At 48.7% G+C, this 14,369-nt stretch carries 17 protein-coding genes and 1 pseudogene; 6 read left to right on the top strand and 12 right to left on the bottom strand.

Features of this window, described 5'->3' with window-relative positions:
• Nucleotides 1–8 precede the first annotated feature (8 nt).
• The 9 genes from CSX02_RS08960 to CSX02_RS08920 all read right to left on the bottom strand — a co-directional run bounded on the left by CSX02_RS08960 (nt 9) and on the right by CSX02_RS08920 (nt 7,696).
• A complete protein-coding gene (locus CSX02_RS08960) occupies nt 9–1,634 on the bottom strand; it encodes a terminase large subunit (RefSeq protein ID WP_207653774.1) in 1,626 nt (541 codons plus the stop codon).
• Nucleotides 1,634–2,104: a phage terminase small subunit P27 family gene (locus CSX02_RS08955; protein WP_099386422.1), complete on the bottom strand. Its 471-nt coding sequence runs from the start codon at nt 2,102–2,104 to the stop codon at nt 1,634–1,636. The genes CSX02_RS08960 and CSX02_RS08955 overlap by 1 nt, the downstream gene beginning before the upstream one ends.
• Before the next feature lie 109 nt (nt 2,105–2,213).
• Nucleotides 2,214–2,579, bottom strand: coding sequence for an HNH endonuclease (locus tag CSX02_RS08950; RefSeq protein ID WP_099386421.1), 366 nt, complete (start codon nt 2,577–2,579; stop codon nt 2,214–2,216).
• 120 nt (nt 2,580–2,699) lie between these two features.
• The gene (locus CSX02_RS08945) at nt 2,700–3,131 is read right to left on the bottom strand and encodes a DUF1492 domain-containing protein (protein ID WP_099386420.1); all 432 of its coding nucleotides are present in this window, start codon (nt 3,129–3,131) and stop codon (nt 2,700–2,702) included.
• Between the two features lie 3 nt (nt 3,132–3,134).
• Complete coding sequence (locus tag CSX02_RS08940; protein ID WP_099386419.1) at nt 3,135–3,419, bottom strand: hypothetical protein; 285 nt, start codon at nt 3,417–3,419, stop codon at nt 3,135–3,137.
• Nucleotides 3,406–4,782, bottom strand: coding sequence for a DEAD/DEAH box helicase (locus CSX02_RS08935; RefSeq protein WP_099386418.1), 1,377 nt, complete (start codon nt 4,780–4,782; stop codon nt 3,406–3,408). Before CSX02_RS08935 ends, CSX02_RS08940 begins: the two co-directional genes overlap by 14 nt.
• Nucleotides 4,763–5,044, bottom strand: a complete 282-nt coding sequence (locus CSX02_RS08930; RefSeq protein ID WP_099386417.1) for a VRR-NUC domain-containing protein — start codon at nt 5,042–5,044, stop codon at nt 4,763–4,765. Before CSX02_RS08930 ends, CSX02_RS08935 begins: the two co-directional genes overlap by 20 nt.
• Nucleotides 5,025–5,234 (bottom strand): sterile alpha motif-like domain-containing protein, encoded by a 210-nt coding sequence (locus tag CSX02_RS08925; RefSeq protein ID WP_099386416.1) that lies wholly within the window; start codon nt 5,232–5,234, stop codon nt 5,025–5,027. The genes CSX02_RS08930 and CSX02_RS08925 overlap by 20 nt, the downstream gene beginning before the upstream one ends.
• Nucleotides 5,235–5,422: 188 nt before the next feature.
• Nucleotides 5,423–7,696: a phage/plasmid primase, P4 family gene (locus CSX02_RS08920; protein ID WP_099386415.1), complete on the bottom strand. Its 2,274-nt coding sequence runs from the start codon at nt 7,694–7,696 to the stop codon at nt 5,423–5,425.
• A gap of 107 nt (nt 7,697–7,803) precedes the next feature.
• On the opposite strand from CSX02_RS08920, the gene CSX02_RS13780 reads away from it, so the two are divergent.
• The 6 genes from CSX02_RS13780 to CSX02_RS08895 all read left to right on the top strand — a co-directional run bounded on the left by CSX02_RS13780 (nt 7,804) and on the right by CSX02_RS08895 (nt 12,492).
• Complete coding sequence (locus CSX02_RS13780; protein ID WP_207653776.1) at nt 7,804–8,115, top strand: hypothetical protein; 312 nt, start codon at nt 7,804–7,806, stop codon at nt 8,113–8,115.
• The gene (locus tag CSX02_RS08915) at nt 8,099–8,464 is read left to right on the top strand and encodes a hypothetical protein (RefSeq protein WP_099386414.1); all 366 of its coding nucleotides are present in this window, start codon (nt 8,099–8,101) and stop codon (nt 8,462–8,464) included. The genes CSX02_RS13780 and CSX02_RS08915 overlap by 17 nt, the downstream gene beginning before the upstream one ends.
• On the top strand, nt 8,457–9,578 hold the full coding sequence (locus CSX02_RS08910; RefSeq protein ID WP_099386413.1) for a DUF2800 domain-containing protein: 1,122 nt from the start codon (nt 8,457–8,459) through the stop codon (nt 9,576–9,578). Before CSX02_RS08915 ends, CSX02_RS08910 begins: the two co-directional genes overlap by 8 nt.
• Before the next feature lie 13 nt (nt 9,579–9,591).
• Nucleotides 9,592–10,161, top strand: coding sequence for a DUF2815 family protein (locus CSX02_RS08905; protein WP_099386412.1), 570 nt, complete (start codon nt 9,592–9,594; stop codon nt 10,159–10,161).
• 73 nt (nt 10,162–10,234) lie between these two features.
• Nucleotides 10,235–10,450, top strand: a complete 216-nt coding sequence (locus CSX02_RS08900) for a hypothetical protein (RefSeq protein WP_099386411.1) — start codon at nt 10,235–10,237, stop codon at nt 10,448–10,450.
• A 59-nt stretch (nt 10,451–10,509) separates the two neighbouring features.
• Complete coding sequence (locus CSX02_RS08895) at nt 10,510–12,492, top strand: DNA polymerase (RefSeq protein ID WP_099386522.1); 1,983 nt, start codon at nt 10,510–10,512, stop codon at nt 12,490–12,492.
• A gap of 47 nt (nt 12,493–12,539) precedes the next feature.
• Here CSX02_RS08895 and CSX02_RS08890 read toward each other — a convergent pair whose 3' ends face one another.
• The 3 genes and pseudogenes from CSX02_RS08890 to CSX02_RS08880 form a co-directional block, all read right to left on the bottom strand.
• Nucleotides 12,540–13,100, bottom strand: a complete 561-nt coding sequence (locus CSX02_RS08890) for a hypothetical protein (protein ID WP_189281462.1) — start codon at nt 13,098–13,100, stop codon at nt 12,540–12,542.
• Nucleotides 13,101–13,145: 45 nt separating this feature from the next.
• Nucleotides 13,146–13,940 (bottom strand): ATP-binding domain-containing protein, encoded by a 795-nt coding sequence (locus tag CSX02_RS08885; RefSeq protein WP_242970464.1) that lies wholly within the window; start codon nt 13,938–13,940, stop codon nt 13,146–13,148.
• A gap of 71 nt (nt 13,941–14,011) precedes the next feature.
• Nucleotides 14,012–14,308: pseudogene (locus tag CSX02_RS08880) on the bottom strand (class I SAM-dependent methyltransferase); the annotation flags it as partial.
• Nucleotides 14,309–14,369: the final 61 nt, after the last annotated feature.

Below are 14,369 nucleotides of genomic sequence, written 5' to 3'. Positions count from 1 at the left end.
CTCCTTCGTCAAAATACAAGTAATCCGCGCTCATCATAAACACTCCCCTGCGGCTCCGTCTGATTGCGTATGCATCGGTCAAGTGCCATGATTGCAGCCACAATGCCATCAATCTTCTCTTTTGATTTTGCCTTCGTTACCTTGATATTCCCGGCAGGATCCGTATCGACTACCACGTTGCCTGCCATCCACCTGAGAACCGGATGCCCTCCGTGAATGATCTTGCCTTCCATAAGCAGACGATAAAAATCCTTTGTCGGTCCAGACATTGAAGCAAAGCCCTGGCCGAATGGAACCATCGTGAAGCCATCACCTTCCAGGTTCTGGATCATCTGTGTGGCGTTCCATCTGTCCACTGCGATCTCAACGATGTGGTATTTCTCCGCCAAATCGTTGATGAACTTCTCAATGAAGTCATAGTGGATCACGTTGCCCTCGGTCGATAACAGGTATCCCTGCCTCTCCCAGATGTCATAAGGAACGGATGCTGCCTTTACCCTCTGTGGTATTGTCTCTTCCGGAACCCAAAAGAACGGAAGCAGGATATACTTCTCATCCTCATTTCTCGGAGGAAACATCAGAACCAGAGCCGTGATATCTCCAGTGCTGGATAAGTCCAGACCGCCATAACAGTCCCTGCCTTCCAGCGCGGCCAGATCAATCTCTTCGTTACCCTTCATGAATATCGCATCCGGTATCCATGCCACAGTACTTGAAACCCACATATTCAGCCTCAGCCACTTGAAGGTCACTTCGTCTGCCGGATTCTGCTTTGCTTCCCGGTAGGCATCACGCAAACGTTCGATATCCACGGTGTATCCCAGCGAAGGATTGACCTTGTACCAATTTGCTTCATCCTCCCAGTCCTCATCATCCTTCAGTCCGTAGACCACCGGATAGAAAGTCGGATCCACACGCCGGCCTTCCAGAATGTCCACCGCTTTCGTATGAAGCTCATAGGCGATGGAATGCCTGTCGGTACCTGCCGTGGTGATAATGAAATGCAGCGGATTCTGTCTGGCATCCGAAGATCCCTTTGTCAGAACGTCATACAGCTGCCTGTTCGGCTGTGTATGAATCTCATCAAACACCAATCCACTGACTGAAAATCCATGCTTACCCCCGACCTCTGCACTGAGCACCTGGTAATATCCTGAATTTCCATAATTCACGATTCTCTTTGTTGCCGTCATCAGCTTCGACCGTTTCAGAAGCGCCGGCGACATCTCCACCATCTGCCTTGCCACATCGAAAACGATGCTGGCCTGCTGCCTGTCAGCCGCAGCGCCATAGACTTCAGCAGAAGGTTCATTATCTGCATATAAAAGATAAAGAGCGACGGCTGCTGCCAATTCGCTCTTACCTACCTTCTTGCATATTTCCACAAAGGCTGTCCTGAACTGCCGGTACCCGTCAGGTTTGACGATCCCAAAGATGTCACGGATCAGCTGCTCCTGCCAGGGAAGCAGCCAGAACCTCTTGCCTGCCCATTTACCTTTAGTGTGGCATAGGTTCTCTATGAACTTCACAGCCCTGTCAGCCTTCGCTTTATCATAATGAGATGTCGGAAGCATAAATCTCGACGGCTTATAATTCTTCAGCTTCGGATAACCCGCAGGTCTTCTCTCCGCCATTAAGCCTCACCCCCAAGTAATGCCTCCATCTCATCTTCTTCGTCCTTGCCAACACCGGATGCCGCCATGATCCTCGATCTTGCCGATGGAGTCAGTCCAAACTCGGATGCTGCCTGCATCATCAGTCGCTGTTCCGTGTTACAGATCGCAACCCACGGATTCGGTCTCTGCATACCATTCTCCGTTTCATAGGTAGCACCCTCGGAATTGATATGTTCCTGAGCCTCTTTCCATCTGGCATAAGACTGACAATAGGCTGCAAATGCAGACCGGTCGATCTCCGTCAGTACTCCCATCTGATTCAGTTTTTCCGATAACCGGATCCATTCTGTCTTCGCTTCCGGCAATAACCATGCAGGGCAGTCGGGCATTCCCTTACCCGGATTCGGTTCTTTTGTGTTCAGTTTTCTCTTTCCCGGATTGCCTTCCAGCTTTTTTACCGCTGTAGGCTTCGGCTTTCTACCAGCCATAGAGCATCGCCCTCCTTCCTTCCAAATTTCACTTTTCATTTCGCGATTTTGCACGCGTGACCCCCGCGCCGTTCCCTGGGAGCCGCATCTGTAGAGATTTCACCCGCCCCTACCCGCGATGGTTCCCCCAATAGTCCCCTCTCTTCGCGTGTATGGTTGAGTGACACGACTTGCACAGCGCGATCAGATTACTACGATCGTGCGTGCCACCTTCACTCAAAGGCTTCTTATGATGTATCTCTTCAGTGGGCACGATAATTCCACGGGCAAAACACAGCTCACAGAAGGGATGCTCCGCAGCATACTTGTCACGGATCCTCTTCCATGCACGACCATATCTTTTCTTCGTGGCTTTATCTCTGCCGTACTTCTCATAATTACTGTTGACCTTCTGCTGATGCTCCGGACAGTAACGACCATCTGTAAGGTTCGGACAGCCCGGATAAGCACAAGGCTTCTTTGGTTTGCTTGGCATCTGTCCACCTTCTTTCCCACAGAAAAAGCCGCCACGGATTCTGTGTCCGTAACGGCTCCTTCATCTTAGCCTTTTGCCATTTTAACAATATCACATAGGCTTACTGTATCGAACTTGATTTTACTGTATTGTTTTCGGAATCTTGATTTCGTCCAGGGCATTCCTGTGAAGTCGGAAAACATTATCGATGCCGTATCCTAGTTCAATGGCAATCTCTTCCCATCTCATATACGACAGGTACCTGAGCTCCAATACTGTCTGAAGCTCTGTACTCTCCACAGCTTTGATCCTGCGGATAATATCCTTCTTCAGTTCAACCAGCTCCACCATATCCTTATTGATCTCGTTTTCAAGTTCGATAATCTTTATCACCGCATCTTCCAAACGGGAATGTCCCTTGTTCGGATTCCTCGGCATATCCGAATATGTCACGGTCGCTTTGGTTGCCAGATCATGAAGTTCTTCAATCTGCCCCAGCTTGCTCTCGATACGCTGGTTCAGTCCAAAGGCCTGCGACAAATATTTCTTAGCTGCTACCTGATGCTTGTTCATAAGCTACCTCCGATTGGATTTATTTTTCTTCCCTCGGATTGACTCTGATTGTCTTATTTCGTCCTGAAGCCTCCGGATCAGATACTCCCCGTCCACGTCTGTCAGCTGACTGTACCAGCCGGAACGGAAGAACTTCTCAATCTCCAAGGCTTCGCTGATTGCCTCTCTATTTTTCGGATGAGCCTTGATCTTCTTCAGCGCCACCCTGTAATCGGCCACCGCCTGCAGGACAATGGCATTCGCCAATCGTTCATATGGATCTTCAGCCAGATTCTTACTTCCTGCCATAGGCACTCACCTCAGCTTTTACGGCATCAATCAGTCTGGACTGTGTATCGCCTTTATGCGACAGCGCCTTCAATATCCTCTCATCAATTGTGTCTGCCGTAATAATATGCTGCACCACGACCGTTCCGGATTCCTGTCCCTGTCTCCAAAGTCTAGCTATCGTCTGCTGATACAGTTCCAGACTCCAGATCATACCGAACCACACCAACGTATTGCCGCCGCTCTGAAGATTCAAACCATGTCCTGCAGAAGCCGGATGAATAAGCCCTACTTCCAGTCTTCCTGCATTCCAATCCTCAATGCTCTGATCTGAATCAAGCTTTCCGTAAACAACACCCAGGGCATCAAGCCTCTCAACAATTCTTGTCAGGTCATGCTTGAACCAGTACGCAACAAGAATGCTCTTGCCGTTTGCCGCTTCGATGATATCCTCCAAAGCATCCAGCTTCTTATCGTGAATGAACTCGATACCGCCGGCATCGGAATAGACAGCACCGTTCGCCATCTGTGTCAGCTTCCCGGAAAGCGTCGCTGCATTGGCAGCTGTTACTTCACCGCCCGGAAGATTGATCACCAGGTCACTGGCCATCGCCTCATACTTCTCACGCTCATCCGCATCCAGATATACCGGATATTCAGAGTTGATCAGTTCCGGCATCTTCAGGTGATCGGTTCCCTTCATGGAAATCGTGATATCGGAGATCCTGTCATAAATCCTCTTATCGGCACCCTTCCTGAGCCTGTAGCTGTAAACAATCGGACCGTTCGTCTGATCCGGCACAAAGTACTCGGCCCTGTACTGGCTGATGAACCTTCCCAGTCTCTCTCCCTTATCCAAGACCTTGTATTCAGCAAAGAGATCCATGAGTCCGTTGCTGGAAGGCGTTCCAGTCAAACCGACAATTCTTTTCACCCTTGGTCTAACCTGCATCAGTGCCTTGAACCTCTTCGCCTGCCAGTTCTTAAAGGATGACAGCTCATCGATCACCACCATATCGTAGTCAAACGGCAGCCCGCTCTTCTCGATCAGCCAGGGAACATTCTCTCTGTTGATAATGTAAATGTCCGCATCCGCCTGAAGCGCTTTCATCCTCTCTGCTGCAGTGCCAACTGCTATGGAGTACCGAAGCCCACGCAGCTGATCCCATTTCTGTATTTCTGCAGACCAGGTATGCTTCGCCACTCGAAGTGGTGCGATAATCAGCACCTTTGTCACCTCAAAGCTGTCAAACATCAACTCATTAAGCGCCGCCAGTACAATGCTGGTCTTGCCCATACCCATGTCCAACAAGATTGCCGCTATGGGATGTTCCTTTATGAAGTTGATCGCATATATCTGATAATCATGTGGATTGTATTTCATCCAGTATTCCTCCAATCTGCTCCGGATCATCAAGTACATAAACCCGGAATCCTAATCTCATCAGAAGCCGATGCCGTGAAACCTGCAGAGGCCTTGGACGTTCGCCCGGAGCCTTGACCTCCACAAGTCCAAAATGTCTTCCCGGAAGAAGCACGATCCGATCAGGCATTCCGTCAAATCCCGGCGACACCCACTTCGGGCAGATGCCGCCTCTGGACTTGACCGCCAGCACCAGCTTTTTCTCAACTTCTTTCTCTCGCATACTCAGCCCACGCTTCATCAAATGCGTCCATGCATCCGCTGCAGGCGTGACAGGCTTCCAGATACTGACGGATTTTCTTTTTCCCTCCGTCACGTGGAAATTCGCTGTCTTCTTTCATATCTCTCGCAAGGTCGCCCACCGGTGCCATTGTGTTTATGTGCTTCTTTAATATCCATCTGTAAAAGCTCATCGCTATACCTCCATCAAAATTTGGGTGCAGGGGGTGCATGACGCTGTATAACCCCCTCTACAGGAAATTTTTTCAAGTTTTTCCCTGTACGCGTATTAATGTAAACATCCTGCATACCCTGCACCTGTTTACCGAAGTGCAAGATGAAAACAGAGATAAACTCCGTTTCCGTCCTGCACCAGTTCACATTAATCCGCGAAGTCCGTGTCTTTGAGCTGCAATCCCTGCACCCACATACCGGACTTTTTCTTCTTACGCATAAAACCACGCTTCTCAATCTCAGCAATGAAGTCCGCATTGTTGCGTGCATACTCACCAGTACGGAGGCAATATGCCCTGTACTCCTGATAAAGATCACCGGACTTCTGCTCCAGGCCATCGCCGGTCACACAGCAATCCTCCAGGAAATGACTGAGCCAATCATTCATGCCGCGATACTCAGCAATAGCGTTCGCCACCACCTTCGGCGGCTCGATCTTGAACTCACGCTCGATAACCTTTTTGGCACCTTCGATAATCCAGCTCATAACCGCCGGACCTGCATTGTTGAAAAGGTAGTCGGCGTAATTCTTGATATCCGACGAACCCTCAATCTTTGCATGGAACGGAATCACGATCAGTCTTCTCCAGGTACCGTCATCGGATGCACTGACCTTCGGCAGATGGTTCGTGTAGAGCACCGCAGTATGTGACGGAGTAAAATCGAATGGATCCTTGAATTTCTTCTCACCTCTGATCTGATCCGTAGAACACAGCTGCTTCAATATAGAAGTGGAAAGCCTTGTTCCCTCTTCCAGCTCTGCTGCGATAATGAGGCGTTTTCCCTTAAGCTCCGCAATCTCAGGCTTCACGTTCCTTCTGCAATTCGCTGTAAGGGAATCTGCCGACATCGCACCAGAATATGTCCCTAGGACTCTGGATATCGTATTCCAGAAGGTAGACTTACCATTGCGGCCTTCACCATAGGCAATGATGAGAGCCTCCACATAAACCTTCCCGACCGCTGCCATACCTACCGTCATCTGCACATAATCGATCAGATCCTGATCACCGCAGAAGAACAGCTGCAGCGCATCCTCCCAGAGCTGCCTGCCTTCATCGCCTGGAGCACAATTCGTTATCTTGGTGAGAAGATCCGTCGCTTTATGCGGCATCATCCCGTTTAAGCCTTTTGCCAGATCATAGGTACCACCGGGTGTATTCAGGTAATCTTCCTGAGCATCGAACAGGTTGATGTCCGTTGCCACCATCGGCTTCGCTGTGTTCTGCGTATCCGCGATATGCTTATAGTTCCGATACTTCATAACGAACCCGTAATAGGCTCGTGCAGTCTGTAGCTCACCGAAGGCTTCCGCGTTCTGTGGCGTGATCAATTTCTCCAGAGCTCTTCCACCCTTCCGAACCGTAATCTCATCCAATGACGGATCCACGGCCAGCATATGTGCCACCGCAGTCTCAAACTGATCTCCCGACTCCACCAGCTGCATATCCAGGAATTCCTCGACTGCTCCAACAGCCTTCTGCCGGTTCTCTCTCCAGCACATGCCGTCATAACTTAAGAACTGTGTTGCATCTGTATACAGAAGTTCATCACGGTATTCCTTGATCAAGGCCTTTGCCTCTCCCATGTCGGAAAAGTCCTCTGGCTTCAGGGAGTCGAATTCCGAATTATACTCATCCGGCTCTACATATCCCGGCTGTGTGCAGACCGTGTTTTTGTAGAACTTCACTGCACTGTTCCAGATCGTATTCAGCTCATCCTCCGGAAGCGGCGGATCACATCTTCTCGCGTGAAGTTCAAACGCCTCCCTTGCTCTGTCTGTCACTCCGTACTTCTTCAGAACTCTTCCCGCAAAGCGGCTCATTGTATTATTTCTGCTGCCTTCCAGGATTGGTCCTGAACTGACACCAGGATCTTTGCTTTCCGTTTCTTCATAGTCCGGTTCGACTTCTTCATCGATGGTCATCCAGCCTTCATGCCAGACCACCTCACCGGCATCCGATCCGAATATGAACCTTGCAGCATCCAACGCATTTCCATCGAAGAAATCAAAGCGTTTCTTGATTCCTTTCTTAAGCGCTGCGTACCAGCCTGCATCCGATGTCTCTGTAATCTGGAAATACACATGGAACTTCGGTCTTGCTGCTTTGCCGTCCTTCACCTTCATGTGGTTACGGCTGAAGGCAATTACATAGGAAATATCCGGCAGCATCTGATCCAGCTTTTCCGGTGTGATCCACTCTGCCGGATCCTCAGTGTGGTCATTATCAATATCCATCACCACCACATCCGACCTGGCAAAGTTTCCGATGCTTCGATAATTCCCTTTGTACTCAGCGCAGACATGATCGAACCGGACCGCTTCCTGCATTTCCTCCGGCGTGGTCACCATCCTCCGGTTCGGATAGCTGCAGTTAGCGGCCTGCCCGGTGCAGTCTGCTGTAAACATGGTTATCTGCATACTTCAAACCTCTTTTCTTAAAAAGTAAGGACATAGAGTCCTCCTAACTTCCTAAGCGCCCTGCAGCATGAATTTTCCGGTCAGCCTACATATTTCTTTCATAAAAAATGCCGGTGACGAATCGCTTCCTTTTTATAGCGACACGCCATCGGCAATCTTTTTCAAAAAATATTTCCCTCCGACCGGAAAAACCATTTCCAAACCCGCTTAGGAAGATAGAAAGGCAACAAAGCCATTCGGAAAGGAAGGTGCTGCAGATGCAGAAAGAATCCACTGATAACAGCCAGCAGGATACCGCTATCGACGAAGAGCTTATAGATACTCTCATCGCCATAAGCGTCGTAGCCAAGAGACTGGCAGCCAACCTGAGAAAACAGAATACAGAAAACGGAGGTAAAGACAATGAGCAAAATGAGTGAGCTCTCCGCCATGATCGACAACCTGATCAGTTGCGGAGAAACATTGGCTGAGACCGGCAGAGCTTTGAAGGAATTCTATTCCGGAACCGAAGAAATTGCCCCGGCAAAGCCTGAGAAGAAGACAAGGAAACAGGATGCTGCTCCTGCGGAATCACCTGCTGAAAAACAGTATTCCAAGGAAGAGGTCAGAGGCATCCTGGCAAAGAAGGCAAACGAAGCAGACGGCAGATTCAAAGCTGATGTCAAAGCGATCGTTCAGAAGTACGGCAACGGAGGCAGCCTTACTGATGTGGATGCAAAAGACTATGCCGCTCTTGTAGCAGAGGTGGAAGGTCTGACAGATGCCTAAGCACGCATACCTCTCCGCCTCCGCAAGCCACAGATGGCTTGCCTGCCCGCCTAGCGCAAAATTATGTGCTGGCATCAACGACAGCGGAAGTCCATACGCCCAGCAGGGCACAGATGCACATGCCCTCTGTGAATACAAGGTTGAGAAGCTTCTCGGAAGAGATCCCAACGATCCAACTGAGAACCTTACCTACTTTGATGCGGAAATGGCTGACTGCACCGATGAATACGCTTCCTATGTTATGGAACAGGTAAACGACGCAAAGCAGCACTGTTCCGATCCGCTGATCCTCATAGAGGAAAAGCTGGACTTCTCAAAGTGGGTACCGGAAGGCTTCGGAACTGGCGACTGCGTGATCGTGGCAGATGATGTATTGCATATCATCGATTTCAAATACGGTCTTGGTATCCTGGTGGATGCCACAGAAAACCCTCAGATGATGTGCTACGCCTTGGGAGCATTGGATACCTTTGACGGAATCTACGACATACAGACCATCCGTCTTACAATCTTCCAGCCCCGCAGAGACAACATCAGTACCTACGAGATCAGCAAGACTGACCTTATGAAATGGGCAGAAGAAATCCTAAAGCCTACCGCAGAGCTCGCATACAACGGCGAAGGCGAATACAACGCCGGAGATCACTGCCAGTTCTGCAAAGCAAAAGCAACCTGCCGTAAGCGTGCCGAACATAATCTGGAACTCGCGCAGTATGACTTTGATATGCCGCCCAACCTGGATGATGCAGAAATAGCAGCCATCCTTCCCCGGATCGATGATCTGGTAGCCTGGGCAAATGACATCAAAGAATACGCACTCCAGCAGGCACTCAGCGGCACAGAGTACCCCGGCTTCAAAGTCGTGGAAGGAAAATCGAACCGCAAGTTCACAGATGAGAATGCAGTTGCAGCCGTCGTGGCTGAAGCAGGCTTCGATCCCTACGAAAAGAAGCTTCTGGGAATCACAGCAATGACTTCTCTTCTCGGCAAGAAGAAGTTCAACGAACTCCTGACCGGCTATATCACAAAGCCACAGGGCAAACCAGCACTTGTGCCGGAATCAGATAAACGACCGGCAATGAACACAGCCAAAGATGATTTCAGTGAAGAATAAGGAGGAAAAAATCATGGCAAACAAAGTAACAATTCCGACAAAGGTAATCACAGGCGTAAACACCAGATGGAGCTATGCGAATGTCTGGGATCCAAAGAGCATCAACGGCGGCGCACCGAAGTACAGCGTATCGCTCATCATTCCGAAGTCCGATACCGCTACGGTCGCAAAGATCAACGCAGCCATCCAGGCAGCTTATGAGGAAGGTCAGAGCAAGCTGAAGGGCAACGGCAAGTCCGTTCCTGCCCTCTCCGCCATCAAGACTCCCCTCCGTGACGGTGATCTGGAGAGACCGGATGATGAGGCTTACAAGAACGCATACTTCATTAACGCCAACAGCGCAACAGCGCCCGGCATCGTGGATGCGGACAGACAGCCGATTCTTGAACGCTCCGAAGTCTATTCCGGCGTTTACGGCAGAGCCAGCATCAACCTGTACGCCTTCAACAGCAACGGCAACAAGGGTATCGCCTGCGGTCTGAATAACCTTCAGAAGATCCGCGATGGTGAACCTCTCGGAGGCAAGTCCAGAGCTGAGGATGACTTTGCAACGGCAGACGATGAGGATGATTTCCTCGACTAACAGACAACCAAAGCAGGTGGCGGCAATACCGCCGCTGCCTGCGACAATCTAAAGAAAGAATGAGGTAAATATCATGGAATTTGCAAACAGTGTAGTAACTCTTATCGGTAACATCTTCGGATGCGCTCTTATCCTGACCTTCCTGATCGGACTGATCTTCGCGATCCGCTTCATGCTTCAGATCAAGCAACAGGACAAGGAAGAATACGAACGTAAGAAGGCAAAGGATGAGCTTGATTACAAGGAGACTGAGCTCCGTTACAAGAAGCTCCTTGAAGATAAGCGATAAGCACCAGGGAGGCGGCAGGCATGTTCTGCCGCTTCCCTTTTCATAGAAAGGACAATGAGATGAAAGAAATGTCAATCGACTTAGAGACTTACAGCGACGTAAATATCACCAAATGCGGTGCATACAAGTACGCTGAGTCTGATGAATTTGAGGTACTGCTCTTCGGAGTCTCAGTGGATGGTGGACCCGTCGTGGTGTATGACCTTGCCTGCGGCGACTCCATTCCCGATGAAATCCTTGCAGCATTATCTGATGAGAATGTAACCAAGTGGGCTTTCAACGCTTCCTTTGAACGCGTCTGTCTCTCCAATTGGTTGAAGAAACATCACCCGGAATACTTTACCGGATACAGCATCCCGGAAGATCCCGCCGGTCAGTATCTCAATCCGGCCTCGTGGAAATGTTCCATGATCTGGTCAGCGTATATGGGACTTCCGCTCTCTTTGGAAGGTGTCGGAGCAGTATTAAAACTTCAGGATCAGAAGCTGAAAGAAGGTAAAGATCTGATCCGCTACTTCTGTACTCCCTGTAAACCAACCAAGGCAAACGGCGGTCGCACCCGGAATCTTCCGGAGCATGATCCTGAGAAATGGGAACTCTTTAAGAAATACAATCAGCGCGATGTGGAAGTCGAGATGGCGATACAGAAGCGCCTGTCGAAATACCCTGTCCCGAACTTCATCTGGGATGAATATCATCTCGATCAGGAGATCAACGACAGAGGTATCGCCCTGGATATGGATGTGGTGGAGAACGCCATCACCTTTGATGAACGCTCAAAGACTGCCCTCTTCGAAACCATGCAGGATATCACCGGTGTAGAGAACCCGAACAGCGTGATGCAGATGAAAGCCTGGCTCTCCGAAAACGGTATAGAAGCAGAATCCCTCGGAAAGAAGGATGTGGCAAAGCTGATCGATGATACTGACGGCCAAGTAGAAGAAGCCCTCCGACTCCGCCTGCAGCTTGCAAAATCATCTGTTAAGAAGTATCAGGCCATGCAGAATGCTGTCTGCAAAGACGGCAGAGCTCATGGCATGTTCCAGTTCTACGGAGCCAGCCGCTCCGGCAGATGGGCAGGCAGACTAATCCAGCTGCAGAACCTTCCGCAAAACCACATGTCGGATCTTGCGGATGCCAGAGCCATTGTGAAAGCTGGCGATTATGATACCCTGCAGCTGCTCTATGATGATATCCCGGACACGCTCTCACAGCTGATCCGGACGGCCTTCGTGCCCCGTCCCGGATACAAGTTCATAGTCAGTGACTTCTCTGCCATCGAAGCCAGAGTGCTGGCCTACCTTGCCGGTGAAACCTGGCGTTCCAAGGTATTTGCAGAAGGAAAAGATATCTACTGTGCCTCTGCCAGTCAGATGTTCAGCGTACCGGTCGAAAAGCACGGGATCAACGGTCACCTGAGACAGAAGGGAAAAATCGCAGAATTGGCTCTCGGATATGGTGGATCTGTCGGTGCACTGAAATCTATGGGTGCTCTTGAAATGGGACTGTCCGAAGAAGAACTGCAGCCACTGGTCAACTCCTGGCGAAACTCCAACCCTATGATCACCGCCTTCTGGTGGGACATCGACCGCGCCGTCAAAACCACTATCACGCAACGCATCCAGACTGAAGTGCGCGGGATCCGTTTCTTTTATAAGAGCGGCATGCTCTTCATCAAGCTCCCCTCAGGCCGCCTTCTCTCCTACGTGAAGCCCCGCATCGGAGAAAACCAGTATGGCGGAGAGTCCGTCACTTATGAAGGAGTAGGATCCACGAAGAAATGGGAACGCATCGAATCCTACGGTCCGAAGTTCGTGGAGAACATCGTTCAGGCCGTCAGCCGTGACATCCTCTGTTACGCCATGAAGACTCTCCGGCACTTCTTCATCGTCGGTCACGTTCATGATGAGCTGATCATCGAATGCAGTCCTGATGTTGACCTGAATGTGATTTGCAAGCAGATGGGCAGATCTCCGGACTGGATGCCGGACATCCTTCTCCGCGCCGACGGCTACGAGACCAGTTTTTATAAAAAAGATTAACTTGAAAATAGTGGCTCCCGGTTTATCACCGTAGAGCCGCTATACAACTAATCAAAATATATATTCGTTACATATCCTGCCGGATAACATGGCAAAAAATCTTCTATTGGTGGAAGATGATCTAATATGTGGTTCACAAATTTATAAAACTCCTCCATGTCAGACACGAATTCTTCAGCCGTGCCTATGTCTCTGTAATTAAATGCATGTACCGCATTTCGATAATGCTGAATCTTATCTACCCATACGTATAATGGATCCTTATCATCGTTCCAAAGGATTCCTTTACTGAAGTTCTTCAGATCATCGAATTTCATATTATTAGGTTCAACAGTAATAATTTTTCCTTTTTTGTTCTTTTTCGTCAGAGGGTTCTTCATATAGTCTTCGTAGAACACGCAGTAAAAGAATTTAAGCCAGGATTCTACTAAAGCTCCCATATTTGTACGAGCTAATATCAATTCACCATCTGTCATAGTAGATCCTTTATCGATCCATATTTTCAATGTATCTGTAAGTTCAGACATCCATTTCAACATAGCATCATCAAGTTTATCAGCAACACTATCTGGTGCAATTCCTCTTGATTCCTTCCAAACTAATGCCATGTTATTAGTTTGAAGCCGTAATACTTCATAATCACTTCTTCTCATCTATTTATGTCCTTTTATGATATCCATAGCTGCTGTTGATAAGTCTTTCCCTTCATATGTTATCAACAGTTTGCCAGGAAAGTTCTTCTCATACCACTTTTCTTTGATTTCCCAGTGTGCGCGATAATCCGGGAGATCAAGTCTTCCAACATGCTCCCAGTAATATGTTTCGCCTCGGAATTTCACTGTAAAATCAGGCAGGAACATCGTACCGTCCGGCGCATACAGCGGTTCCTCATAAACAAACGGCACTTCTTCTGACACAAGCATATTGGCAATGATAACTTCAGACTTTGATCTCACAAAGTATTCCGACAAAGTAGCCAGCTTCTTCTCATCAGCATACCAGTTCTGAATATATAGCAATTCTTCAGGAAGCGGATTAAACGCAAACACCGATGAGTTGATTCTTCTGACCGCAGACTTTTCAAGATGTCCCAGTGCAGTCAAGGTACCTATATCTTCCTGCAAGAGAATCGTAACCTTCTTTTGTGCTCTGGTAATTGCAGTATATAGCAGTTCCATCGATAACAGGTGACTATCTCTTTTCGGGATCACAATATACACATAATCAAACTCTGAGCCCTGAGACTTGTGAACACTGATAGCATATGCCAGTTCCAGATTTTCCTGCACTTTCTGTTCCGGAAGATACCAGCCTTTATCATTCCTCCCATACTCACGACCATAGTTATATCGTAATTTCTGCCGATTCTTATTTGAGAATGCAACCTGGAATCTTTCAATCGTACTAATAAAATTATACCGCTTGTTCTTTGAATCAAACGGATGCATCAGCACCAAGCCAATCTCGCCGTTATAAACTTCATGCTGCTCTACAGCCCGTGTCTCCTGATTATATGCAGCCGTCTTTTAGCCAATTCTATCATTTTTTTGCTGTAATCAAAAGCGACAACCGAAGCGCCTCTTTGTGCAAGATACGAAGAATAATTTCCATTGCCACACGCAATATCCAAAATGTAATCCGCAGGATTAGGAGATAGAAGTTCCGTTACTTTGGGACGCACTACCTCTCTGTGAAATTCATTAGATTCGTCACCCATTGCATTATCCCAAAATTGTGCGTTCTCCTCCCAGATTTTTTTACTTTCCTCTGTTCCCATGTTCTCTCCCACTCCCCAAATTTGCTTTTTTGCTTCCATTAACCTGAATTATTCACGAGGGTAGGTCCTGCATAGGATCCCCACCCTCAGACATGTAAAC

The organism is Agathobacter ruminis (assembly GCF_002735305.1).
GTDB lineage: Bacteria > Bacillota > Clostridia > Lachnospirales > Lachnospiraceae > Roseburia > Roseburia ruminis.
Note: the sequence above shows the minus strand (reverse complement) of the source record. Positions and strands in the feature narration are given on the sequence as shown.